The sequence below is a fragment of the Pseudomonas sp. GM33 genome (assembly GCF_000282295.1).
Lineage (GTDB): Bacteria > Pseudomonadota > Gammaproteobacteria > Pseudomonadales > Pseudomonadaceae > Aquipseudomonas > Aquipseudomonas laurylsulfatiphila.
In genome coordinates this window covers 24,444-48,300 of sequence record NZ_AKJO01000077.1, presented here as the reverse complement: position 1 = coordinate 48,300, position 23,857 = coordinate 24,444, and the positions used below count along the sequence as shown (strand labels likewise).

The following is a 23,857-nucleotide window of genomic DNA, read 5'->3' as shown; positions in this document are numbered from 1 at the left end:
TGGCCACCATCAGTTGGTTTGGGCCTGCATCGCCTTGAACATCCATTCTGCACGAAGCCAGTCTTCAGGGGTGTCGATATCCTGCACGCGATGGCGCGCCAGCTGCACCGGGGCTGAGTTTGGAGTGAAAAACATTTTTTTACTCACCCATGCATCGGACTGACCCCAATAGAACTGGCCGGCATCATGCCAAGCCTCTTCAAGATCTTGTGAGCGGGAATTGAAGTGTTCAGGGGTGAACATCTCGACCCGGCTTTCAGCGTTGATACGAATGGCGCGCTGTATCGGGAAGGCATAGCTGGTTACCGAGAAGGCATAGTCACAGCCCTTTTCTGTAAGTATGTCCAAGCCTTGACGGATATCTTCGGGGCTTACGAATGGAGCTGTAGCATAAAGGCAGCAAACTTGATCGATCCGATGGCCCTTGCCGTTTAACCATTCAATGGCATGACTGATAACCGGGATGGTGCCGGTATAATCATCTGACAGCTCGGCTGGGCGCATAAATGGCACAGAAGCACCGTACTGACGTGCCACTTCGGCAATCTCGATATCGTCAGTGGAGACGATAATCTCGTCAAAGCAGGCGCTTGTCAGCGCCGCTTCGATGGACCAAGCAATCATTGGCTTGCCGCAGAACAATTTGATGTTCTTGCGTGGTATGCGCTTGCTGCCACCACGGGCAGGAATGACCGCCAATTTCATGCCTGCGTCACCTCGCGCAAAGCTTCAACCACTTGGTCCTGCTGCGCTTCGGTCATGGTAGGGTACATCGGTATGCTGATAGCTTCGCTGTAGTAATTCTCCGCTTCAGGGAACTGACCAACTTCGAAGCCCATTTGCTCGTAGTACGGTTGGGTATGCACCGGGATGTAGTGCAGGTTAACCAAGATGTCCTGCGAGCGTAACGCTTCAAACACTTCGCGATGGCTTTTGCGGATTTTGTCCAGTTGCAGACGGATCACATACAAATGCAAGCCCGAATAACTGTCTGGGTGCTGCCATGGTGTCGTAACGGGCAGATCTGACAAAAGATCGTCATAACGCCGTGCTAATTCATGGCGACGGGCAACGTATTGCTCCAGGCGCGTTACTTGGCTTACGCCCAGTGCACTTTGAAGGTCAGTCATGCGATAGTTGTAGCCAAGATCAACTTGCTGGTAATACCAAGGACCTTCCATTTCCTTGGTCATCAGCGCGGGATCGCGGGTAATGCCATGACTGCGCAACAAGTCCATACGCTGGGCCAAAGCAGCGTCATTGGTCAGTGCCATGCCACCTTCAGCGGTGGTAATGATTTTTACCGGATGGAAGCTGAAGACAGTGATGTCGCTATAGCGGCAGTTACCAATCGGCTCGCCCTGGTATTTACCACCAATGGCGTGGGAAGCATCTTCGACGATCTTGAAGCCGTAACGCTGAGCTAGAACATGAATTGCCTGCATATCGCAAGGCTGACCGCACAGATGCACAGGCACCACTACTTTGGGTAGCTTGCCTTCGCGCTCTGCCTGCTCGAGTTTGCGCTCCAGCGCCTGTGGGCAAAGGTTGTAGGTACGCGGGTCGATATCAACGAAGTCGACCTGAGCGCCGCAATAAAGCCCGCAGTTGGCTGAAGCTACGAATGTGACCGGAGTAGTCCACAGCCAATCGCCAATGCCGAGACCGAGCGCCAGGCAAGCGATATGCAGCGCTGAGGTAGCACTGTTAACGGCCAGTGCATGCTGTGCGCCAACGTGGCTGAGCACTGCCTGCTCAAAACGCGGCACCATGGGCCCTTGAGTGAGATGGGGGGATTGCAATACTTCCAGAACGGCATCGATGTCCGCTTGAGTGATGTCCTGGCGACCGTACGGGATCATGAATCAGATGCTCCCGATTTTTTCGTAGTTGCGATCGATCCAGGTTGCCAGCATTTCATCACTCATCCATTCGCTGTTGTTGTCGCTGGCGTAGACGAAACCTTCAGGCACTTTTTGGCCATCTTTGATGCGTTTGGCGCAAGTCGCCCAACCGTTGATGGTTGGCAGAATTTTGAAGTGTTCTGGATATTCGTATGTGTAGTAGGCGTCTTCGGCGCTGATCATCTGCTCGTGCAGCTTCTCGCCTGGGCGGATGCCGACCACTTCCTGTTGTGCTTCAGGTGCAACCACACGAGCCAGGTCTGTGACCTTCATGGACGGGATTTTTTTAACGTAGATTTCGCCGCCTTCCATATCTTCAAAGGCATGCCAAACCAGCTCTACGCCTTCTTCAAGGGAGATCATGAAGCGTGTCATCCGATCGTCGGTGATTGGCAGTACACCCTTGTCCTTGATCGACATGAAAAACGGAATCACCGAGCCGCGCGAACCCATAACGTTGCCATAGCGGACTACGGAAAAACGGGTGTCATGACCACCAGCGTAGGAGTTACCGGCAACGAACAGTTTGTCCGATGCTAGCTTCGTCGCCCCGTACAGGTTGATAGGGCTGCTCGCTTTGTCCGTAGAAAGCGCAACTACACCTTTCACGCCTTTATCGATGCACGCATCGATCAGGTTCATAGCGCCATTGATGTTGGTTTTCACGCATTCGAATGGGTTGTATTCCGCGGTCGGAACAATTTTGGTCGCGGCAGCATGAACGACATAATCGACACCATCCAGTGCGCGGTACAGACGATCCTTGTCGCGCACATCACCGATGAAGAAACGAACGCGGGAGTCGCCCTCGAATTTCTTCGCCATGTCCCACTGCTTCATCTCATCACGGGAGAAGATGATGATCTTCTTCGGGTTGTATTTGGCCAGCGTCATTGGCACGAAAGTGTTGCCAAAGGAGCCAGTGCCGCCAGTGATGAGAATGGTTTTGTTGGTGAACATTCAACGATTTCCTATGTTGATGCCTGGTGTGATTCAGGATTGAAGCAGGCGATATTGTGTTGGTGTCAGGACGAAGTACGCCCAAGACTTCCAGATAAGGATTAGAGCAAATGTTGTGCACAGACCAAGTGGTACTGCGAGGTAGGGCCAATGGGTGGAAAGCAGCCATGTTGTCGGAATGAAACACATCAAACTGGCGATGTGGCTGTGAATAATTGGACGGTCTTGTCCTTGGGCATAAAGTGCGAAATGCGGAACCATTCCGACCGCATATAGCAGTGTAGCCAGCAAAAGCCACTGGAATAGATCTTGATGCTCGAGATAAAGGGGTTTGTTCAACCAACTTAGCAGTGGGGCAATCAATACAATCGCAACCGCGACAAAGATAATTGTCAGCAGTAGGGTTTGTATCAGCATTTTTCGTAAACCTTGGCGAAAAGCGTCTGAATCCTGTTTGTTGTAAGCGCTGATCAATCCTGGGTAGATGAAGGCGAACACACCAGCATCGAGAAACGATATTAAAGCGTTGCAAACGCCCATAAAGAGCACATAGGCACCGAGAATATCGAGCCCTGCTAATGCTCCGAACCAATAGCGATCTAGGGTGAACAAACCACGAATGGCAAGTGTCGCTATCAGAAGCGGAATAGCGACTTTCAGTCCCTTGCGGATCCATTTCCAGTCAATTTCCTTATGCCAACCCGCTATCCCGAGTTGGTTGAGCCGGTAGATACCCAGTAGTAATGCGACAAACGCGCCTATAGTCCAGGCCCCTAGAACGAAATTTAGCGAGCGCGACTCTGGTGAAAAAAACATGAGGGCGGTAACCGCCACTGCCCAGATTCCTGAGCGTAAGAACAAAACAGTGCTTGCCAACAACTGTTCCGAGATAGCAATCAGCAGACGGCCTAGCTCTTGGGTCAGATGTTCAAGCACCAGTAGTGCAAAAAACCAACTTGCGACATGCCAGGGCAATTGTCCTTTAAAGAATATGAGGCTAAGCAATGGTAGAAAAATTGCGTAGAGCACCAGTGAAAGTGCGCCTTGGTCCTTTAGTAGACCACCCCATTCGCACCGGTCGCGCTTGAGAATTTCACGGGTGGTGAAGGTGTAAAAATCGAAGCCCAGTAGGTAGAGCGCATAGCCAATGGTAGCCGCGAGTAGCCCATATAGTCCAAGCTCGGCGGGCTCAAGGAACCTTGCCAGAAAAAATATCAATAGGAACTTGCTGGCTAGTGTCAGACCTCGCAGGGCGATATTGATGAGGCGGGTGATGTTGTTAGCTGGCATTCAGGGGCTAATTTCTAGTTTGATTCATTTAATGGAATTGTTACTGCGCGTCAAGGCGACGCTCTTGAGCACGTTCTGCAGGGGTCAGTAGATGTTTTTCGACAACAATGTAAAGGGAGTTTTTATCAATATTTTGATGTCCAACCACAACGACCAATTATTGATATACGCAAGATCAAGTTCTACGCGTTTCTCCATCTTGTCGATGGTTTCTGTCTCGCCGCGACAACCACTGATTTGAGCAAGCCCGGTAATCCCCGGTTTGATTCGGTGTCGAGCCATGTAGGCATCGATTTTTCCGGTGTAGTAATCATTATGCGCCACGGCGTGAGGGCGAGGGCCTACCAGTGACATGCGGCCTTGCAGGGCATTGAACAGTTGCGGCAGTTCGTCGAGGGAGGTGCGGCGGATGAACTGACCGACGCGGGTTACGCGAGGGTCGTCACGGCTGGCCTGCTTGACTTCCTGGTCGTCGTGCATGCGCATCGAGCGAAACTTCCAGACCTTGATGATCTTGCCGTTCCAGCCGTGGCGTTTCTGTTTGAACAGGATCGGGCCAGGGGATGAGCATTTGACGGCGATGGCGGTGGCCAGCAATACCGGGCTGAGGAGGATGATCGCGATGAGTGCGACGGTCCGGTCCATTATCGCTTTAGAGGCGGCGGCGGTGGGGTAGGACGTCAGTGGGCTTTCGTTCAGGTGAATGGCGGGAAGGCCTTCGATATCACTGACGGAGTGGTTGAGCAGGATCAGGCTTTGCAGATCCGGGGTCCAGATGACGTCGACGCTGGAGTCCAACAGGTCGATGTACAGGCCTTCGATCTGTTCGGCTTCTGTCAGCGGCAAAGCGATGTAGAGGCGGCGAATCCGGTGGGTTGCGATCAGGTCCCGCAGGTGTGCAAGGCTGCCAATCACCGGGTACAGGCCGTTGCTGGGCGAGGGCTGGTCGTCCGCGGCTACCAGGCCAACCAGTGGTTCGTTTCTGTTGCGAACCAATTTGTCCGCGAGTTCCTGGGCCAGGTCACCGGTGCCTATAATCAGGGACGTACGTTCCAGTTGCAGCTTTTGCTGGTAACGCCGGGAGAAGTTATGCAGCGGCACATAGAGACAGGCTTGGAGTACGAAACCACCGAGCGCGAGGCTGATAATCACTTCGCGGGAAAAAAGCTCACTGGTTTTGGTGATAAACGCCACGACGGTCAAGCCGGAGAGTAGCACCAGCCAGCCAGCCAACAATCGGCCTAGTCCTACCAAATAGCCATGGTGTTTATGGTAGACCTGCATCATGGAGTAGGCGGGTACCGAACCGAGCAGCATGAATGCCGCGAGTATCCGGTAGTGGGCTTCGACTTCCCCGGTCTTTATGGTTGCCAGTGCACAGAGCAGGAGGATGAGTGCGGAGATTGCGCCAAGCCATTGGGTCCAGAACGTAAGACCGCGACCGGCTGGTAGCGTGGTATTGCGCTTGCGAATCAAAATAATGTCCCTTGCGTCGATTTGGACATAGCCTTCCTGGGCATGCCTGCTGTCTGGAGTGTTCACTCCATGCCGCTTTAGTTGCTGTTTGAGCCTCTGGCGCAAACCGGTCTGTGTCGTGGCGTTTCCCTTTTCCTTGACAGGGAACGCACTCGCCTTGGCCAATATCAAGGTTTTGGGCACGCTACCGCCCCAGGATTGACCGTTGGTTTCCTGAGAACGTGCGCCGTGGGTGCGACGAATGAGCCGATGCGCGAGCGCTGGCAGTTTATTTGGGGGGTGAGGGAGTCAATCGGGCAGGCCGAGCCATGGCTCAGCAGAGGACTATGCGTCTGTTCCTTGACGGCTGCACAACGGGGGCTGTGCAAGGCATCCTGCCGGAATGAAGTGGTTAGCCTCAGCCGAGGGAGTATTCTACCGAGTTCGTAGGAAAAGTGAAGACTGATATGTAGGATGGATCCAATAAAAGCCGCGTTTTTATTGGGCGAGGAGCCGTTTTCTGCCAGGCTTGCTGTGGTTCGGGCAGGGGTCGACATTGCAAGCAGTTTCAGCACTCACAAGTCAGTCATTGGTGTTTATTTTTGTTGTTTTAGGTGAGCAAAACGATAGGGGGGATCAGGTTTTTTCTATTGCGTCGATCGGGATGCTGAGGGTGTGTTCGCGGTGCAGGAGCTGGAGCAGGATCACGATGCGTTCGGCGCCGTCGCGGGCCAGGAAAATCGCTTCCAGTTCCTTGTAGCTGCCGCGGTTGATGCGCACTCTGTCGCCGGGTTCGAATGTTGCGGGCTCTGCGGGTGCCTCGTTGAGTTGCTGTTGCAATTGCTCGATGAGATCGTCAGCGACCGCAATCGGTAGTTTGCCGAACGTCACCAGTTGGTTGACTCCGCGGGTAGAGCGGATCGGGTGCCAATTGTCGTTGAGCTGGTCGAGCTGGATAAACAGGTAGCCGGGGAAGAGAGACTCCACTGAGGTGCTGCGGCGACCGCGTTGAATGCGTTCGACCTGTTGCGTAGGTCGGTAGCAGGTGAAACCCTGGCGAATCAGATTTTCCTCGGCGCGGGCATCTTGCCGGGGTTTGCACTGGATCAGGTACCAGCGTGGGGGCGGGTGCGGGCGAGGCATGCTAAGGGCTCTCATGGGTGAATCAGGGCAGCTGCGCTGCCCTGATATCCGGTGTCACTTCTTGTCCGACGCGTATTCGTATTGATAGTAGCTGTAGCTGCCGTAGCCGTAGGCTGAAGCCTTGCGTTCCACGGCGTTGAAAATCGCACCCTTGACCACGATACCGTTCTGTTCGAAGCGACGTTTGGTCACGGCGATTTCCTTGGCGGCGTTGACGCCAAAACGGGTCACGATCAGGCTTGTGCCGGCCTGGCGGCCCACCAGGGCGGCATCAGTCACGGCGAGGATTGGCGGGGTGTCGATGATCACCAGGTCATACTGGCTGCTGACTTGCTCCAGGAACCGGGTGAAGTTGCTGTGCATCAGCAACTCCGACGGGTTTGGCGGGATCTGACCGCGGGTGATGACGTGCAGGTTGTCCACTTCGGTGGAGAGGGTTGCCTTGATCAGATCAATCTTGCCGGCGAGCAGGTCGGACAGGCCGTTGTTCACGTCCATGCGGAACATTTTGTTCAGGTAGCCTTTACGCATGTCGGCGTCGACCAGCAGTACCTTTTGTCCGGTCTGGGCAATGATCGCGGCCAGGTTGCTCGAGACGAAGGATTTACCCACGGCCGGGCTTGGGCCGGAAATCATCAGGATGTTGTTCTTCGCCTCAAGGGTTGCGAAGTGCAGGCTGGTACGCAGGCTGCGCAACGACTCCACGGCGAGGTCTGCTGGGTTGTTCACGGCTAGCAACAGGGAACCGGTAGAGGCGCGGTTGCTGCCTTTCAACGTACCTTCAATCTGCGACTGGCCCTTGCTGAGAGGGATCGATGCGTAAACCGGGATGCCGAGTTGCTCGATGATCTCCGGGTCTTCAACGCCACGATTCATCGCTTTACGTACCAGTACGTAGGCCACGGCAATCAAGCCACCGAGCAGCGTTGCGATCAAAACGATCAGCATTTTTTTCGGTTTGACCGGTTTTTCGATGTTCGCATCCGCCGAGTCGATCACGCGGACGTTACCTACCGTACCGGCTCGGACAATATCCAGCTCCTGGGTTTTGTTCAGCAACTGGGTGTAGATGTCGGTGGTGACTTGCATGTCACGGGTCAGGCGCAGTAATTCCTGCTGGGTTTCCGGCAGGTTCTTGACCTTCTTTTCCAGTCCGCGTTTCTGTTGATCGAGCTGACCCATTTGGGTCATCAGTGCCTGGTAGGACGGGTGTTCGCGGGTGAAGCGGTGTTCCATCTCGGCTTGCTTGAGCTTCAGCTCGGAAATCAGGGTTTCCAGGGCAACGATCTGATCGAGTACAGCTTTGGTTTCGATAGTGATGTCTACGGAGCGAGCACTGCTCTGGTAGGCATTCAACTGACCTTCGGCCTTCTCAAGTTGCTTGCGTACATCCGGCAACTGGGTGCGCAGAAACTCCAGGCTTTGTGCGGCTTCGGCAGAGTTACGCTGGACGTTCTGCAGTACGTAGAGCCGGTTGATCTCGTCCAGCACCTTGTTGGCCAGATCGGGATCTTGGCTTTCCAGCGACAGTGCGATGATGCCGGATTCCTTGCCACGTTCAGCGGCAGACACATCTTCCTGGTATTGCAAAATTGCATTAAGGCGACGCTGCTTAGTGACGTGGAACAGCGCACCAGCATTCGCGTTCAGGGTGGCAACTTGTAGCTTGAAGCCATTTTGCTCAAGTTTCTCGCCCGCCTGACCATGGAGGAGCACTTCGTCATCGTCATTCAGCAGGGTGAAGGCGCCATTGCCTTCCGCGCGCAGTGTCAGCCCCTTGCCCAGGTAGGCATCCGGCACGTCCAGTTGGAATATATCGAGTTTTTCTCCACCCCAAGTGAAGCCGTTGAGGCCGAGCAGGGGCGAGGCCACCTGGTTTTCACTCACTGGCTCAAAGCGTCGGCTCAAGAATTGGCCAACCAGCGGGAAGTAGTTCGGCTCAACAATAATATCGAGCTTCAGGTTCTCCACAGCCTTGCCCAGAACCGCGCGGGATTTAAGCAGCTCAATCTCGGTCACCGCCGGAGAGGTGCCGCCGAACATCTCACTCATTTCCGCCATGCCGCCCAGCGCAGCCATGCCGCCTTTTTTCTCTTCAACCTGAACCAGCGCATTCGCCTGGTAAACTGGCGTCGACAAAAGGGCATAAGCAACACCCACCGCGCAAAAGAACGCAGTGATACCAACAATGATCCACTTGCTGTCGATCAAGGTGCCGAAGAGTGCGAGCAGATCGATGTCGTCATCGTCGTCGCGGTGTTCCTGGATGGGGAGGCTGTTAGGGCTTTGCATGGGGGGTACTTTTGCAAGAGGTGATTATAGTTTTTGCGACCAGCTGTCGACGCCTTGCGTCATCAGTTGGTAGACGTGTTCGAAGGCGACCTTCTGTTGGCGATAGGGGTCGGGGATTTCCTGGTTGTTCTGCCACTTGCCCAGCAGGAACGTTTTGCCCTGTGCTTCCGGCGCCATTTGCACGATGCGTTTGACGTGGCCTGTTTCCATGGTGAGGATCAGGTCAGCCTGTTGCAGCAGTTCGCGGGTCAGTTGCCGGCCTTTGTGGTCCGGGTGGTCGCCGTTGTGTTCGCGCAAGACTTCCAGCGCGGTGCTGTCCATGGGCTTGTCCACCAGGGCGTGGATGCCTGCTGAACTTACATCAATGCCGCGCTCGGCCAGTCTGCTTTTAAGCAGGGCCTCGACGGTGGGGCTTCGGCAGATGTTGCCGATGCAAACGACCAGGATTTTATTGAACATAGGGGCTGCGCAAGTTGCGATATCAAGTGTGAAAACCGCACAGGCAGGAGGGAGAGGGCGTGTGGATTCCTTTCCCGCGCAACTGTACGGCTATCTCCGATGGCTTACTGCTACCGGGGCCATTTTAAAAGCGTGCACTCTAGTGACGAAGGGATGGAGGGTCAAGGCTCGGCTGTTACTTTCTGTCATACGGTTGTTTGGTTCGTTGCGGTGATTATCCTGCCATCGGGTAGGTGAACAGTGCGAAGTGCATCAGGTTCAAGCCGAAGTGGCTGAGGATGGCAGCGCCCAATCCACCGAAACGGTAGGCGAAGCCGTAACCGACCCCGGCCAGGCTGGCCAGTACAACCCATTGCCAGCCGCCCCCCGCGTGGGCCAGGCCGAAAATCAGAGACGCCAGCAGCAGGGCGAGGTTTTCACCTCGGGGCAGGTTTTTCATGAGCCGGCTCAGGCCGCCCTGGATATAGCCCCGAAACAGCGCTTCCTCGACCAGGGTGACCAGCAGCAGGTTGTTGGACATCCATAACCAGGCCTGGTCCGGCCATTTCGGCGCCCAGGCGATGATGCCCATCAGCAGCGCGCTGCCCAGTGCCAGCCCTGTGCTCAAGGTCAGTGCCAGTGCGGTGACATATAGAAAGGAGCGCAACGAGCAACGACCGACAATCCATGGGCAGACCAACAGCAGCCAGAAGCCGATCAGGGGTTTGTCCAGGTTCAGGAACATGGAAAACGGCACGGCGTCGTCGGTGAAACGCTGCGGCGCAATGCCGCGACCGTTATGGAAGCCCGGTAGCCAGTGCAAGGCCAGCGCCAGCGCCAGGACGATGAACAGGCCATGGCCGAGGATGCGTAGACCAGGAATCACGTGCTGGCGAACGGTGAAGCCTGCGGTCAACAGCAGCATCACCGAGATTGCCGCCCGCCAATCGAGGTGACCATAGCTCAGCGCCAATCCGTAGCCGAGGGTGAGCAGGGCCAGAAACGTCCATGGCAGGGCAATCATTTGAAGTCCTTGTGTCTGAATGTGCGATGCACCGCCAACCCCCTGTGGGAGCGAGCCTGTTCGCGATAGCGTTGTGCCAGTCAATATTGATTCCAACTGACACACCGCCATCGCGAGCAGGCTCGCTCCCACAAGGGATTGCGGCGCGCGATTATAGGGATGTAGGCGACATATATAAAAACACCGCCCGAAGGCGGTGTGTGTCTGTGTATTGCTCGTCAGTTACGACGCAATCAACTGCCGCAACACGTAATGCAGAATCCCTCCGGACTTGAAGTACTCCACCTCATTGAGTGTATCGATGCGGCACAGCACCTCGACCTTCTCGCGGCTGCCGTCTTCGCGAGTGATGACCAGTGTCAGGTTCATCCGTGGTGTCAACTCGACACCGGTCAAGCCGAGGATGTCCAGGGTTTCACTGCCGTTCAGGTTCAGGCTCTTGCGGTTCTGGTCCAGCTTGAACTGCAACGGCAACACGCCCATGCCCACCAGGTTGGAGCGGTGGATGCGCTCGAAGCTTTCGGCGATGACCGCTTTGACGCCCAGCAGATTGGTGCCTTTGGCCGCCCAGTCGCGGCTCGATCCGGTGCCGTATTCCTGGCCGGCAATCACCACCAGCGGTGTGCCCGATGCCTGATAGCGCATGGCGGCGTCGTAGATCGGCATTTTTTCCCCGGTGGGAATGTAGCGGGTGTTGCCGCCTTCCTCGCCGCCGAGCATTTCATTGCGTATGCGGATGTTGGCGAAGGTGCCGCGCATCATCACTTCATGGTTGCCACGCCGCGAACCGTAGGAGTTGAAGTCCCGCGGTTCCACGCCTTTATCGCGCAGGTATTGCCCTGCCGGGCTGTCCGCCTTGATGTTGCCGGCGGGGGAAATGTGATCAGTGGTCACCGAGTCGCCGAGCAGCGCGAGAATGTTCGCTGCGCTGACATCCTTGACCACGGGCGGCGGGCCGCCGATGTCGTCGAAGAAGGGCGGGTGCTGGATGTAGGTCGAGTCGTCCTGCCAGACATAGGTCGCCGCTTGCGGAACCGCGATCGCCTGCCATTGTTCGTCTCCGGCAAACACTTCGGCGTATTCCTTGTGGAACATGGCGGTGTTGACCTGGCTCACCGCGTCGGCGATTTCTTTGCTGCTGGGCCAGATGTCGCGCAGGTAAACCGGTTTGCCGTCCTTGTCTTCGCCCAGCGGTTCGCGGCTGAGGTCGGTGCGTACGGTGCCCGCCAACGCATAGGCGACCACCAGCGGCGGGGAAGCCAGCCAGTTGGTTTTCACCAGGGGATGCACCCGGCCTTCGAAGTTGCGATTGCCCGAGAGTACCGATGCCACGGTGAGGTCGGCTTGCTGGATGGCTTTCTCGATGGGTTCCGGCAGCGGTCCGGAATTGCCAATGCAAGTGGTGCAGCCGTAGCCGACCAGGGCAAAGCCCAATTCATCGAGGTAACGGGTCAGGCCGGCTGCCTTGTAGTAGTCGGTGACCACCTTCGAGCCGGGGGCCAGCGAACTCTTCACCCAGGGTTTGCGTTTCAGGCCTTTTTCCACGGCCTTCTTCGCCACCAGTCCGGCCGCCATCATCACGCTCGGGTTGGAGGTATTGGTGCAGGAGGTGATGGCCGCGATGACCACGGCGCCATTTTTCAGGCGATAGGTCTGGCCTTCGTAATGGTAATCCGCCTCTCCGGCGAGATCGGCGTTGCCGACCGCGACGCCACCGCCGCCCTCGCTCTCCAGGCGGCCTTCTTCCTTGCTGGTGGGTTTGAATTGCAGGTCGACGAAGTCGCTGAAGGCTTGCGCGACATCCGGCAGCGACACCCGGTCCTGCGGGCGTTTTGGTCCCGCAAGGCTGGCTTCGACGCTGCCCATGTCCAGCGCCAGGCTGTCGGTGAACACCGGTTCCTGGCCGGGCAGGCGCCACAGGCCCTGGGCCTTGCTGTAGGCCTCGACCAATTGCACTGTTTCCAGGGGGCGGCCGGACAGGCGCAGGTACTCCAGCGTGACGTCGTCCACCGGGAAGAAACCGCAGGTGGCGCCGTATTCCGGCGCCATGTTGGCGATGGTTGCGCGGTCGGCCAACGGCAGGTCGGCAAGGCCGTCGCCGTAGAATTCGACGAATTTGCCCACCACGCCTTTCTTGCGCAGCATCTGGGTGACGGTCAGCACCAGGTCGGTGGCGGTGATGCCTTCCTTGAGCTTGCCGGTGAGTTTGAAACCGATAACTTCGGGAATCAGCATCGACACCGGTTGTCCGAGCATCGCCGCTTCCGCCTCGATGCCACCGACGCCCCAGCCGAGCACGCCGAGGCCGTTGATCATGGTGGTGTGGGAGTCGGTGCCCACCAGGGTGTCGGGGAAGGCATAGGTGCGGCCGTCCTCGTCCTTGGTCCAGACCGTGCGACCGAGGTATTCAAGATTCACCTGGTGGCAGATCCCGGTGCCCGGCGGCACCACACTGAAGTTGTCGAAGGCACTCTGGCCCCAGCGCAGGAACGCATAACGCTCGCCATTGCGCTGCATTTCAATGTCGACGTTCTGCTCGAAGGCGCTGCTGCTGGCGAACTTGTCGACCATCACCGAGTGGTCGATCACCAGGTCCACCGGCGACAGCGGGTTGATGCGCTGTGGATCGCCACCGGCCTTGGCCATCGCCGCGCGCATGGCGGCCAGGTCGACCACGGCGGGAACGCCGGTGAAGTCCTGCATCAGCACCCGCGCCGGGCGGTACTGGATTTCGCGGTCGGAGCGACGCTCCTTGAGCCACGCGGCCAGTGCCTTGAGGTCGGCGCCGGTGACGGTTTTTTCGTCCTCCCAGCGCAGCAGGTTTTCCAGCAGGACTTTCAACGACATCGGCAACCTGTCCAGCTCGCCCAGGCTCCTGGCGGCGTCGGGCAGGCTGAAGTAGTGGTAGGTCTTGTTGCCGACCTGCAGGGTTTTCAACGTCTTCAGGCTATCGAGGGACGGCATTGCGATCACTCCTTGAAGTCCGCACGGCTACGGACTGAGGGGACGGACAGAGCCTTAAACCTAGCCCTGTTTTCGGTAGCTGGCTAATAACTGGACTCTATGGACAGACCCCAGGTTCCGATCTCGGCTATCATGCGCCGGTTTTCGTGACAGGCTTTGCTTCAGGGCAAGCGGTCTCTCTTTGTGGGAGCGAGCCTGCTCGCGATGGACGTTAACGATAACGCGTGTTTCCTGAATAAATGCGCCGCCCTGGAGTCCATCGCGAGCAAGCTCGCTCCTACAGGGTCCAGGAGTAAGAATGAACACCCTATTCATGCATTGCCGGCCGGGCTTCGAAGGTGAAGTCTGTTCCGAGATTTCCGACCTCGCCGCGCGCTTGAACGTGGCCGGCTACGCCAAGGCCAAAGCCGCCACCGCTTGCGCCGAATTCGTCTGCACCGAAGAAGACGGCGCCGAGCGCCTGATGCGCGGGCAGCGTTTCGCCGAGCTGATCTTCCCGCGCCAATGGGCCCGGGGGATTTTCATCGATCTGCCGGAAACCGACCGCATCAGCGTGATCCTCGCCCATATGGCGGACTTTCCGTTGTGCGGCAGCCTGTGGCTGGAAATGGTCGACACCAATGATGGCAAGGAACTGTCGAACTTCTGCAAAAAGTTCGAAGTGCACCTGCGCAAGGCGCTGATGGCCGCCGGCAAACTGGTGGAAGACGCTCACAAGCCGCGGCTGTTGCTGACCTTCAAAAGCGGCCGTGAGGTGTTCATGGGGCTGGCCGAGTCGAACAACTCGGCGATGTGGCCGATGGGCATTCCCCGTTTGAAGTTTCCTCGGGAGGCGCCGAGCCGCTCAACCCTGAAGCTGGAAGAGGCCTGGCACCACTTCATCCCGCGCGACCAGTGGGACGAGCGCCTGCACAGCGACATGACCGGCGTCGACCTCGGGGCCGCTCCGGGTGGCTGGACCTGGCAACTGGTCAACCGCGGCATGCTGGTGACCGCCATCGACAACGGCCCGATGGCCGAAAGCCTGATGGACACCGGTCTGGTGCAACACCTGATGGCCGACGGTTTCACCTTCAAGCCCAAGCAGCCGGTGGACTGGATGGTCTGCGACATCGTCGAGAAGCCGGCGCGCAATGCGGCGATGCTGGAAGAGTGGATCGGTGACGGCCATTGCCGCGAGGCGGTGGTCAACCTCAAGCTGCCAATGAAACAGCGCTATGCCGAGGTGAAGCGTCTGCTCGAGCGCATTGCCGAGGGTTTCAAGGCGCGGGGCATCAAGGTCGAGATCGGCTGCAAGCAGCTGTACCACGACCGCGAGGAAGTAACCTGCCATTTGCGCCGGCTGGACGTGAAGAAACCCAAGTCCCGCTGAAGCACCGCAACCCCCTGTAGGAGCGAGCCTGCTCGCGATGGACTTGAGAGCGCATTGGGGTGTCAGGCATCCAGCGTTATCGTTAACGATCATCGCGAGCAAGCTCGCTCCTACAAGGGTACGGCGTTATGCCACAGATGACGTTACACCCGGCAATGCGCGACAATGCCGGCCAGTTTCAGGAGTGAATCATGAGTGAAATGCTTGATACGCCGGTAGACGGCACCCTCGATGCCACCGGCCTCAACTGCCCCGAGCCGGTGATGATGCTGCACCAGCACATCCGTGACCTGGTGCCCGGCGGCCTGCTCAAGGTCATCGCCACAGACCCGTCGACCCGTCGTGACATTCCCAAGTTCTGTGTGTTTCTCGACCACGAACTGGTGGCGCAGCACGAGGAGGAGGGCACCTACCTCTACTGGATTCGCAAGAAGTCCGGCTGATGACACCCAAAAAAAGACCTGCAAACGCAGGTCTTTTTGTTTGTGCAGTCAGCCCGCCGAGCGGCTGTTACGAATTCGCCGGCGCGCACTGAGCGTCAGGCGGATCGACAACATCAGCGCCGCACAGCTCAAACCGGCAATCAGCCCTTCCCACAGCCCGCTCGGGCCGCTGGCCGGACCGAACCAGTCGGTCAGCCCCAGCACGTAGCCGACCGGCAGGCCGATGCCCCAATAGGCGAACAAAGTCAGGATCATGGTCACCCGGGTGTCCTGATACCCACGCAATGCACCCGCGCAAATCACCTGGATGGCATCGGAAAACTGGTACAGCGCGGCATAGACAATCAACATCGACGCAATCTGGATCACGGCCTTGTCAGGCGTGTAGATCGAGGCGATAGGTTCGCGCAGCAGCAGGATCAGGCTCGCCGAGAACGCCGCGAACACCAGTGCCGCGCCGAGCCCGACCTTCGCCGCGAAACGCGCCTGCCAGGGATTGCCGGCCCCCAGTGCCTGACCGACGCGCACGGTCACCGCCATGCCCAGCGAATAAGGAATCATGAACAGCAACGAGCTGATATTGAGGGCGATCTGATGTCCGGCGACCACGGTCGAGCCGAGACTGCCGATCAACAGGGCGATGACCGCGAAGATGCTGGACTCGGCGAAGACGGCGATGCCAATCGGCAGGCCAATGCCGACCAGGCGCTTGATCACGGCCCATTGCGGGCGGTCGAAGCGCACCAGCACCCGGGTGCGGGCATAGAAGGGGGCCCAGAAGGTCCAGCCGGCCATGCTCAACGCCATGAACCACATCACGATGCCGCTGGCCCAGCCGCAACCGACGCCGCCCAGGGCCGGTGCGCCGAAATGGCCGTAGATCAACGCATAGTTCAGCGGGATGTTCAGCAGCAGGCCGCACAAGCCGATGACCATGCTCGGGCGGGTACGCCCCATGCCATCGCTGTAGCAGCGCAATACGTAATAGAACGCCATCCCGGGAAACCCGAAAGCGATCCCGTGCAGGTAACCCATGCTCGGCTCGATCAATTGCGGATCGACTTTCATCCAGTGCAGGATCGGCTCGGCGCCGAGCAGCAGGCCGCTGCCGATCAAGCCGACACACAATGCCAGCCACAGCGCCTGGCGTACCAGCGGGCCGATCTCGTCGAACTGCGCGGCGCCAAAGCGTTGCGCGACCTTGGGTGTGGTCGCCAGCAGAACGCCGGACATCAACAGGTAGACCGGAATCCAGATCGAGTTGCCCAGGGCCACCGAGGCCAGGTCCCGCGGGCTGACGCGGCCGGCCATCACCGCATCGACGAAGCCCATGGCCGTGGTGGCCAGTTGCGCGATCATGATGGGCAGGGCCAGGCCGAGCAGGCCCTTGAGTTCCAGGCGAACGGGTGTCGTCCGCGCGGGAGCAGTGGCGACGGTACTTTCAATAACAGGATTCAATAGCGAAACGTCCAAGAGGTTTTGATGCACAGCCGCGCATTCTACGCGTTGACGCGGCAGTCAGGAAAAAGCTCGTGTTACCGATTTGTAATCAAAACAGGTACCCGATCTCTGTGGCGAGGGGGCTTGCCCCCGTTGGGCTGCGAAGCGGCCCCAAATCATCTTCAGTATTCTTTCAGGTACACCATGCAGACTGAATTCGCGACTGCTTCGCAGCCGAACGGGGGCAAGCCCCCTCGCCACAAGGGGCGCGTAATGCTTGCTGGCTCACAACGGCCATCTACGCCTACACTGCCGATCCGCCAAAGGAGCCTGCCATGCTGATTGTTGCCGACGAAAATATCCCCCTGCTCGATGCCTTCTTTGGAGGCTTCGGTGAAATCCGCCGGGTGCCGGGTCGCGCCATCGACCGTGCCGTGGTCGAGCAGGCCGATGTGCTGTTGGTGCGTTCGGTGACCAACGTCAATCGCGCGCTGCTCGAAGGCAGCAAGGTGCGCTTTGTCGGTACGTGCACCATCGGCACCGATCATCTGGACCTGGATTACTTTCAGCAGGCCGGCATCACCTGGTCCAGCGCGCCGGGCTGCAATGCCCGCGGCGTGGTCGACTATGTGCTCGGCAGCTTGCTGACCCTGGCCGAAATCGAAGGGGTCGATCTGACCCGGCGTACCTACGGCGTGGTCGGCGCCGGCGAGGTGGGTGGCCGACTGGTCAAGGTCCTGCAGGGCCTGGGCTGGAAGGTGCTGGTGTGCGATCCGCCACGGCAGGCGACTGAAGGCGGTGACTACGTCAGCCTCGAGCAGATCATCGAAGCGTGCGACGTCATCAGCCTGCACACGCCGCTGACCAAGCAGGGTCCTCAATCGACCTGGCATCTGTTCGATGAAAAACGCCTGAACCAGCTCAGATCCGGTACCTGGCTGATCAATGCCAGCCGCGGACCGGTGGTCAACAACGCGGCACTGCGCGATGTGCTGCTGGAGCGCGAGGACCTGCAAGCAGTGCTCGATGTCTGGGAAGGCGAGCCTGAAGTCGACGTGGCGCTGGCCGAGCTGTGCGTGCTGGCCACGCCGCACATTGCCGGTTACAGCCTCGACGGCAAGCAGCGGGGCACCGCGCAGGTTTATCAGGCGTATTGCGATTTCCTCGGGCAACCGGCCCGCGTCAGCCTGAGCGATTTGCTGCCGGCACCCTGGCTGTCGCACGTGACCCTGAATGCGCAAAGCGACCCGGCCTGGGCCTTGGCGATGCTGTGCCGTGGCGTGTATGACCCGCGTCGTGACGATGCGGATTTCCGTCGCAGCCTTGTCGGCAGTGTCAGCGAGCAGCGCGCGGCATTCGATGTGCTGCGCAAGAATTATCCTTCGCGCCGTGAGATCGACGGGTTGCAGGTGCGGATCGAGGGGGATGCGCCTGAGTTGCAGAGGATTGTGGTGGCGTTGGGGGCTGCGGCAATCTGATAGACCGCAGCGGCCCCTTCGCGAGCAAGCCCGCTCCCACAGGGGGCTTGTGGTGCATGAAGATCCAGTGTGGGAGCGGGCTTGCTCGCGAAGGGCGCCCCCCAATGTCCAGACGGGCGCCCATAAAAAACCCGGCCAACAATGGGCCGGGTCAAGAAGACGGTGGCTATATCACTCTTGTTCGGCAGGCTTGACCAATCGCTTTTCCAGTTCGCTGCAAGCTTTCTGGATCATTTCTTCAGTGATCGGTACTTCGCGGCCCTGCTCGTCGATAATCGAGCAGCCCAGAGACTGGTCTGGTTGCGTGCGGATCACTTGAATCTTGTCATCGCTGCTGTGTTGCAAGGACATGGCCTGTCTCCTCTTCAGGTTGTGTGCTTACTGTAGAACCGCCAGGTGACCGGGCTATGACAACTCCCTGCGATCTTTCCGGGGGGACAGGACCAGTCCAGCAGAAATGCCTTCGCGTGGCTAGCCGAACTTTAGACCAATAGCGTCTAGCCTCTAGTGTTGGTGGACATAATTAACCTGACTCATTGTGATTTGCAGCGAGCCACCCCATTGAGCGGTGTAGGCTGACCCTAATGATTGTCTTGTCCCGGATGTTTGCGATGCTCTCTGCCCGTCACCGCCGTGCTGTTCGCCTGGCCAGTCGTTTCATTGCGCCGTATCGCTGGCAGGCCTTCGGCGCCTTGCTGGCGTTGATCGCCACCGCCGGCATCACCTTGTCCATGGGGCAGGGTATCCGCCTGCTGGTGGACAAGGGGTTCATGACCCAGTCGCCACATCTGCTCAATCAGTCCATTGGCTTGTTCATGTTGCTGGTCGTAGGGCTGGCGATCGGAACCTTTGCACGGTTTTACCTGGTGTCGTGGATCGGCGAGCGCTGCGTTGCCGATATCCGGCGTGACGTGTTCAATCATCTGATTTACCTGCACCCGGGTTTTTACGAAGACAATCGCAGCTCCGAAATCCAGTCCCGCCTGACCGCCGACACCACGCTGCTGCAATCGGTCATCGGCTCTTCGCTGTCGTTGTTCCTGCGCAACCTGTTGATGGTGATCGGCGGGATCGTCCTGTTGTTCATCACCAACCCCAAACTCACCAGTATCGTGGTAGTGGCCTTGCCCCTGGTGATCGCGCCGATCCTGATCTTCGGTCGCCGGGTGCGTAACCTCTCGCGCCTGAGTCAGGACCGGATTGCCGATATCGGCAGTTATGTTTCCGAAACCCTGGGGCAGATCAAGACCGTGCAGGCCTACAACCATCAGGTCCAGGACGAGCAACGGTTTGCCGTGACCGTGGAGGAGGCGTTCAACACCGCACGCAAGCGCATCTTCCAGCGGGCGTGGCTGATTACCCTGGTGATCGTGCTGGTGCTGGGCGCGGTCGGGGTGATGCTCTGGGTCGGCGGGATGGACGTCATTGCCGGGCGAATTTCCGCCGGCGAGCTGGCGGCGTTCGTGTTCTACAGCCTGATCGTCGGCAGTGCGTTCGGCACCTTGAGCGAGGTGATCGGGGAGTTGCAGCGGGCAGCCGGCGCGGCGGAGCGGATTGCCGAGTTGCTGCGTTCGGAAAACATCATCCTGCCACCGGTCGCAGGCGCGGTGACGCTGCCGGAACGGGTCGACGGCCGCCTGCAACTGCAAAATGTGCGTTTTTCCTACCCGTCGCGGCCGGAAAGCTATGCCGTCGACGACTTGAGCCTGACGGTCAATGCCGGTGAAACGCTGGCGCTGGTCGGGCCCTCCGGGGCCGGCAAGTCGACGGTGTATGACTTGCTGCTGCGTTTCTACGACCCGGCCGAGGGGCGCATCCTGCTCGATGGCGTGCCGTTGACTCAACTCGATCCGCTGGATCTGCGCCGCTGCTTCGCCCTGGTGTCACAGACCCCGGCGCTGTTTTTCGGCAGCATTGAAGACAACATTCGCTACGGCAATCCGCAGGCGACGCTGACCGAGGTACAGGACGCGGCAAAAATCGCTTACGCCCATGACTTTATCGAAGCCATGCCCAACGGTTACCAGACTCATCTGGGGGATGGCGGACTCGGCTTGTCCGGTGGCCAGCGCCAACGCCTGGCCATCGCCCGCGCGTTGCTGGTGGACGCCCCGATCCTGCTCCTCGACGAAGCCACCAGCGCCCTCGACGCCCAGAGTGAGCACCTGATCCAGCAGGCGCTGCCGAGCCTGATGAAGAATCGAACCACTCTGGTGATCGCCCATCGCCTGGCCACGGTCAAAAACGCCGACCGGATCGCGGTGATGGATCAGGGGAAACTGGTGGCGGTAGGGACGCACCAGGAACTGATCGCCAGCAATGCCTTGTATGCGCGTTTGGCGGCGTTGCAGTTCAGTGACGGACATGAAGTGGCATGAATGACTGCTGATGAATGACGCCCGGTTCGGGCATTATGTCGTCCTCTGTAATGACCCCGGATGAGGATATGAGCCGTTATCAACCACCGTTGACCTTGACGACGAAAATGTTGTCGCTGATCGCCGATATCAGCGAACAGATCGGTCAGCTTACGGCTATGGACGAACGCCTGCAGACACCTCAGTTACGCCGTGGCAATCGGATTCGAACGATTCAGGCTTCTTTGGCCATCGAAAACAATACGCTGAGCATCGAGCAGGTGACTGCCGTTCTGGCAGGACAGCGTGTGCTGGGGTTACCTCGGGAAATCCAGGAAGTACGAAATGCGTTTGCTGCATACGAAGCCATACCTGATTGGCAGCCAAGCAGCCGGACCGATTTACTGCGTGCCCATGAATTGCTGATGGGCGGATTGATTGATGAATGCGGGCAGTTTCGTCGAGCCGGCGTGGGTATCTATCGTGGCGACAAGTTGATCCATATGGCGCCGCCGCCGAGTCGCGTTGTGCACTTGATTGAGGACTTGTTGGCGTGGCTTGGTGCCTCGGACTGGCATCCGCTGATTACCAGTTGCGTCTTTCACTATGAATTTGAGCTCATCCATCCCTTCGCTGACGGTAACGGACGTATGGGGCGCCTTTGGCAAACCCTGATACTCAGTCAGTGGCGCCCGGTATTGTCTTATTTACCGGTTGAGGCCGTGATTCGGGATCAGCAGGAGGCGTACTACGCGGCATTGTCGGCGGCCGATCATTTGGCCGAATCAACGCCTTTCGTGGAGTTCATGTTGCAAGCCATGAGCCTTGCACTATTGGAGGCGGTACGGAGTGAGCCAGGAATCGACCCAGTAACCGACCCAGTAAGCGACCCAGTAGAGAAGTTGCTTTCTGCACTGCATCTTAACGGTCCGCGAAAGATCAGCGAATTGATGGCTGACATCGGATTGGTGCACAAGGCGACCTTTCGGGCTAACTATCTCAGGCCTGCATTAGCGGTTGAATGGATAGAGATGACCCATCCCGAGTCGCCAAGTAGTCCGGCACAAAAGTATCGCCTGACCCAGCTTGGAAAACAGGTCTTCGCGCGGCTCAAATCAGCAAAGAAATTCTGAGGAATAAAAAAGGATCATCACGCAATACTGGGAAACACTGATAACGCAATACCTGTGGGAGCTGGTTTGTCGGGTCGCCGCATCACAGCGATGGTCGTTAACGATGACGCGTGAGAACTGGGTAAACGCGGCGCACTTGAGAACATCGCCAGCAAGCTGGCTCCTAGGTACTGCGTGAAGAACCATAAAAAAAGCCCGCTTCTGTGATGCGGGCTTTTTTGCGGGTCGATTGAATCACTGATCGTCGAAAAACCGCTCATGCCAATCCACGATCGGCTGTGGCGAGTTGAGCTTCTGGCCGTAGATCACCGAGTACGACAACACGTTTTGCACGTACTGGCGGGTTTCGTCGAACGGGATGCTTTCGACCCACACGTCGAAACTCAGGTGGTCGGCACCGCGCAGCCATTGGCGCACGCGACCCGGGCCGGCGTTGTAGGCGGCTGAAGCAAGGACGCGGTTGCCGTTGAACTGGCTGTGCACCTGGCTCAGGTAGGCGGCGCCAAGCTGGATGTTCTTCTCCGGATCGAACAGTTGCTGTGGCGAGCTATAGGGAATGCTGAACTTGCGTGCGGTTTCCTTGGCGGTGGCGGGCATCAGTTGCATCAGGCCCGAGGCGCCGACACCGGAACGGGCGTCGTCCATGAACGCACTTTCCTGACGGGTGATGGCGAACGCCCAGCTCGGATGCAGGCCGCGGTTCTTCGCTTCACGCACCAGGGTGTTGCGGTGAGCCATCGGGAAGCGGATATCCAGGTCGTCCCAATACTGCGCCTGGCTGATGGTGCGGATCGCCGGGAAGTACCATTTCAGGTCGTAGGCCAGTTTGGCCTGGGCGACCATTTCGTCGCGGCTGAAGTGACGGCTGACGTAGTACCACTCGCGACGACCATCGACGATCTGCCCGCGGGCGTGCAGCTCCAGGGCGCGGCGTACGCCGGGGGTGTTGCGCACCTTGTTGATGGTGGCCTGGCTGAGCACCAGCGGTTTGTTCAGCAGCGAGTAGGGCGACTGCGAGCGATCGGCGGCGAGGAAACCATAGAAGTCGCGTTCGCGGGCCAGGTTCTTGTAGAGCGTCTGCACTTCCGGATTCTGTGGTTGCGCCAGTTCCAGGCTGCGAGCCTGCCAGTAGCGCCAGCGGTTGGTGGTGGCCAGGTCCTGGGGCAGGCGGCGGGTCAATTGATAGGCATCGTCCCAGCGCGCCAGGCGCAGGAGCAGGCGCAGGCGCCACTCGGAAACCGTGTTGTCGCGCAGCTCGGGGTCGTATTTGGTCATGACGTCCAGTGCACGGCTGTCGAAACGTCGTGCGAGGGTCAGGCCGATTTCCCGAGCAATCGCGACTTTTTCATCCCGGGAGAAGTGCATGCTGCTGGCGTAGCCATCGAGCAGATCCATGGCCTTGTCCGGGTCCTGGCGGGCCAGGCGGCGCAGGCCGAGGCTGACCACGTCGGACATGGCTTCATCGGCCGGGGTGAAGCGTGATGGCTGGTTGAGCAGTTCCGGTTTCTGCGCGACGTCCACCAGCAAGCGACCGCGCGGGGCGAGGGTGGTCAAGCCGTTGACCAGGCTGTTGGCCAGCGGGTAGTTGCGCGCCTGGGCGGCGAGTTTGGCGCGCTCCCAGCGTTTTTGCTCGGTCAACTGGCCTTCGGCCGCCCACATGCCGAACAGGGTGTCGCAGGCATCGGGTTGGGATTTGCCGGTCAGCCAGAGTTTTTCCGCGTTGGCGTTGCCCTCGGCCTTGAGGTTGTGGCTGAGCTGATACTGCGCATTCAGGCAGTCCAGTTCGGTGAAGTTCATTTTCGGGTCGTAATACTTGACGAAGGTCGCCCAGTCACCCCGATCCGCCAGCCAGCGCAACCAGCGCAGTTTCATCCAGTTGGCCTGGGGCAGGTCGCCGTGTTCGGCGAGGAATTTCTCGATTTCGGCGTTGCTCGCGGTTTTCAGGCGCGCGGTCAGTTCGTCGTAGGCCAGGTACGGTTCCAGCGGATAATCGGCGAGGGCCTGGCTGTAACGGAAATACGGGCCGGTATCACCCTTGGCCAGGGCGCGCTTGGCTTCATCGTAATATTGGCGCTGGGTGGACAGGTCCACCGCCTGGGCGGATTGAAACGCTGCGGCTGAAAGTAAAAAACACGACAAAAGATTGAAAAGGCGACTGCGCATG

At 58.5% G+C, this 23,857-nt stretch carries 18 protein-coding genes; 5 read left to right on the top strand and 13 right to left on the bottom strand.

What is annotated here, in order from left to right; translation table 11 throughout:
• Positions 1–9: 9 nt before the first annotated feature.
• From pseF to acnA, 10 genes are all read right to left on the bottom strand, one after another.
• Positions 10–705, bottom strand: a complete 696-nt coding sequence (gene pseF, locus PMI26_RS16795; protein ID WP_007974090.1) for a pseudaminic acid cytidylyltransferase — start codon at positions 703–705, stop codon at positions 10–12.
• Entirely contained in the window at positions 702–1,862 is a 1,161-nt protein-coding gene (pseC, locus tag PMI26_RS16800) for a UDP-4-amino-4,6-dideoxy-N-acetyl-beta-L-altrosamine transaminase (RefSeq protein WP_007974088.1), read from the bottom strand. Before pseC ends, pseF begins: the two co-directional genes overlap by 4 nt.
• A gap of 3 nt (positions 1,863–1,865) precedes the next feature.
• A complete protein-coding gene (gene pseB / locus PMI26_RS16805; protein WP_007974086.1) occupies positions 1,866–2,864 on the bottom strand; it encodes a UDP-N-acetylglucosamine 4,6-dehydratase (inverting) in 999 nt (332 codons plus the stop codon).
• Between the two features lie 33 nt (positions 2,865–2,897).
• On the bottom strand, positions 2,898–4,154 hold the full coding sequence (locus PMI26_RS16810; protein WP_007974084.1) for an oligosaccharide flippase family protein: 1,257 nt from the start codon (positions 4,152–4,154) through the stop codon (positions 2,898–2,900).
• 84 nt (positions 4,155–4,238) lie between these two features.
• The gene (locus PMI26_RS16815) at positions 4,239–5,630 is read right to left on the bottom strand and encodes an undecaprenyl-phosphate glucose phosphotransferase (RefSeq protein ID WP_157222266.1); all 1,392 of its coding nucleotides are present in this window, start codon (positions 5,628–5,630) and stop codon (positions 4,239–4,241) included.
• Positions 5,631–6,245: 615 nt separating this feature from the next.
• On the bottom strand, positions 6,246–6,752 hold the full coding sequence (rfaH, locus tag PMI26_RS16820) for a transcription/translation regulatory transformer protein RfaH (protein ID WP_007974080.1): 507 nt from the start codon (positions 6,750–6,752) through the stop codon (positions 6,246–6,248).
• Positions 6,753–6,806: 54 nt separating this feature from the next.
• Positions 6,807–9,044 carry a polysaccharide biosynthesis tyrosine autokinase gene (locus PMI26_RS16825; protein ID WP_007974079.1) on the bottom strand — a complete coding sequence of 746 codons (2,238 nt, stop codon included), beginning with the start codon at positions 9,042–9,044 and terminating at the stop codon, positions 6,807–6,809.
• Between the two features lie 24 nt (positions 9,045–9,068).
• A complete protein-coding gene (locus tag PMI26_RS16830; protein WP_007974078.1) occupies positions 9,069–9,503 on the bottom strand; it encodes a low molecular weight protein-tyrosine-phosphatase in 435 nt (144 codons plus the stop codon).
• Positions 9,504–9,717: 214 nt separating this feature from the next.
• Positions 9,718–10,506: a CPBP family intramembrane glutamic endopeptidase gene (locus tag PMI26_RS16835; RefSeq protein WP_007974076.1), complete on the bottom strand. Its 789-nt coding sequence runs from the start codon at positions 10,504–10,506 to the stop codon at positions 9,718–9,720.
• Between the two features lie 222 nt (positions 10,507–10,728).
• Positions 10,729–13,470: an aconitate hydratase AcnA gene (gene acnA / locus PMI26_RS16840; RefSeq protein ID WP_007974074.1), complete on the bottom strand. Its 2,742-nt coding sequence runs from the start codon at positions 13,468–13,470 to the stop codon at positions 10,729–10,731.
• Between the two features lie 298 nt (positions 13,471–13,768).
• Here acnA and rlmM point away from each other — a divergent pair, with 298 nt between their 5' ends.
• Together rlmM and tusA are read left to right on the top strand one after the other, a co-directional pair.
• Positions 13,769–14,842 carry a 23S rRNA (cytidine(2498)-2'-O)-methyltransferase RlmM gene (gene rlmM / locus PMI26_RS16845; RefSeq protein ID WP_007974072.1) on the top strand — a complete coding sequence of 358 codons (1,074 nt, stop codon included), beginning with the start codon at positions 13,769–13,771 and terminating at the stop codon, positions 14,840–14,842.
• Positions 14,843–15,033: 191 nt separating this feature from the next.
• Positions 15,034–15,285 carry a sulfurtransferase TusA gene (tusA, locus tag PMI26_RS16850; RefSeq protein WP_007974070.1) on the top strand — a complete coding sequence of 84 codons (252 nt, stop codon included), beginning with the start codon at positions 15,034–15,036 and terminating at the stop codon, positions 15,283–15,285.
• A gap of 48 nt (positions 15,286–15,333) precedes the next feature.
• On the opposite strand, the gene PMI26_RS16855 is transcribed toward tusA, so the two are convergent.
• The gene (locus PMI26_RS16855; protein ID WP_007974069.1) at positions 15,334–16,743 is read right to left on the bottom strand and encodes an MATE family efflux transporter; all 1,410 of its coding nucleotides are present in this window, start codon (positions 16,741–16,743) and stop codon (positions 15,334–15,336) included.
• Positions 16,744–17,060: 317 nt separating this feature from the next.
• On the opposite strand from PMI26_RS16855, the gene pdxB reads away from it, so the two are divergent.
• Positions 17,061–18,203, top strand: a complete 1,143-nt coding sequence (gene pdxB / locus PMI26_RS16860) for a 4-phosphoerythronate dehydrogenase PdxB (RefSeq protein WP_007974067.1) — start codon at positions 17,061–17,063, stop codon at positions 18,201–18,203.
• A gap of 171 nt (positions 18,204–18,374) precedes the next feature.
• Here the strand turns inward: pdxB and PMI26_RS16865 are convergent, their stop codons facing one another.
• Positions 18,375–18,554: a PA1571 family protein gene (locus PMI26_RS16865; RefSeq protein WP_007974065.1), complete on the bottom strand. Its 180-nt coding sequence runs from the start codon at positions 18,552–18,554 to the stop codon at positions 18,375–18,377.
• Between the two features lie 251 nt (positions 18,555–18,805).
• Between PMI26_RS16865 and PMI26_RS16870 the strand changes: the two genes are divergently transcribed.
• Both PMI26_RS16870 and PMI26_RS16875 read left to right on the top strand, forming a co-directional pair.
• A complete protein-coding gene (locus tag PMI26_RS16870) occupies positions 18,806–20,581 on the top strand; it encodes an ABC transporter transmembrane domain-containing protein (RefSeq protein WP_162130281.1) in 1,776 nt (591 codons plus the stop codon).
• Between the two features lie 68 nt (positions 20,582–20,649).
• The gene (locus PMI26_RS16875; protein ID WP_007974060.1) at positions 20,650–21,693 is read left to right on the top strand and encodes a Fic family protein; all 1,044 of its coding nucleotides are present in this window, start codon (positions 20,650–20,652) and stop codon (positions 21,691–21,693) included.
• A 234-nt stretch (positions 21,694–21,927) separates the two neighbouring features.
• Here the strand turns inward: PMI26_RS16875 and PMI26_RS16880 are convergent, their stop codons facing one another.
• The gene (locus PMI26_RS16880; protein WP_007974057.1) at positions 21,928–23,856 is read right to left on the bottom strand and encodes a transglycosylase SLT domain-containing protein; all 1,929 of its coding nucleotides are present in this window, start codon (positions 23,854–23,856) and stop codon (positions 21,928–21,930) included.
• Position 23,857: the final 1 nt, after the last annotated feature.

Excerpts from the sequence above, each read along its gene's own strand:
- pseF (WP_007974090.1), bottom strand. The coding sequence starts at position 705 with ATGAAATTGGCGGTCATTCCTGCCCGTGGTGGCAGCAAGCGCATACCA.
- pseC (WP_007974088.1), bottom strand. The coding sequence starts at position 1,862 with ATGATCCCGTACGGTCGCCAGGACATCACTCAAGCGGACATCGATGCC.
- pseB (WP_007974086.1), bottom strand. The coding sequence starts at position 2,864 with ATGTTCACCAACAAAACCATTCTCATCACTGGCGGCACTGGCTCCTTT.
- PMI26_RS16810 (WP_007974084.1), bottom strand. The coding sequence starts at position 4,154 with ATGCCAGCTAACAACATCACCCGCCTCATCAATATCGCCCTGCGAGGT.
- rfaH (WP_007974080.1), bottom strand. The coding sequence starts at position 6,752 with ATGCCTCGCCCGCACCCGCCCCCACGCTGGTACCTGATCCAGTGCAAA.
- PMI26_RS16825 (WP_007974079.1), bottom strand. The coding sequence starts at position 9,044 with ATGCAAAGCCCTAACAGCCTCCCCATCCAGGAACACCGCGACGACGAT.
- PMI26_RS16830 (WP_007974078.1), bottom strand. The coding sequence starts at position 9,503 with ATGTTCAATAAAATCCTGGTCGTTTGCATCGGCAACATCTGCCGAAGC.
- PMI26_RS16835 (WP_007974076.1), bottom strand. The coding sequence starts at position 10,506 with ATGATTGCCCTGCCATGGACGTTTCTGGCCCTGCTCACCCTCGGCTAC.
- acnA (WP_007974074.1), bottom strand. The coding sequence starts at position 13,470 with ATGCCGTCCCTCGATAGCCTGAAGACGTTGAAAACCCTGCAGGTCGGC.
- rlmM (WP_007974072.1), top strand. The coding sequence starts at position 13,769 with ATGAACACCCTATTCATGCATTGCCGGCCGGGCTTCGAAGGTGAAGTC.
- tusA (WP_007974070.1), top strand. The coding sequence starts at position 15,034 with ATGAGTGAAATGCTTGATACGCCGGTAGACGGCACCCTCGATGCCACC.
- pdxB (WP_007974067.1), top strand. The coding sequence starts at position 17,061 with ATGCTGATTGTTGCCGACGAAAATATCCCCCTGCTCGATGCCTTCTTT.
- PMI26_RS16865 (WP_007974065.1), bottom strand. The coding sequence starts at position 18,554 with ATGTCCTTGCAACACAGCAGCGATGACAAGATTCAAGTGATCCGCACG.
- PMI26_RS16870 (WP_162130281.1), top strand. The coding sequence starts at position 18,806 with ATGTTTGCGATGCTCTCTGCCCGTCACCGCCGTGCTGTTCGCCTGGCC.
- PMI26_RS16875 (WP_007974060.1), top strand. The coding sequence starts at position 20,650 with ATGAGCCGTTATCAACCACCGTTGACCTTGACGACGAAAATGTTGTCG.
- PMI26_RS16880 (WP_007974057.1), bottom strand. The coding sequence starts at position 23,856 with ATGCGCAGTCGCCTTTTCAATCTTTTGTCGTGTTTTTTACTTTCAGCC.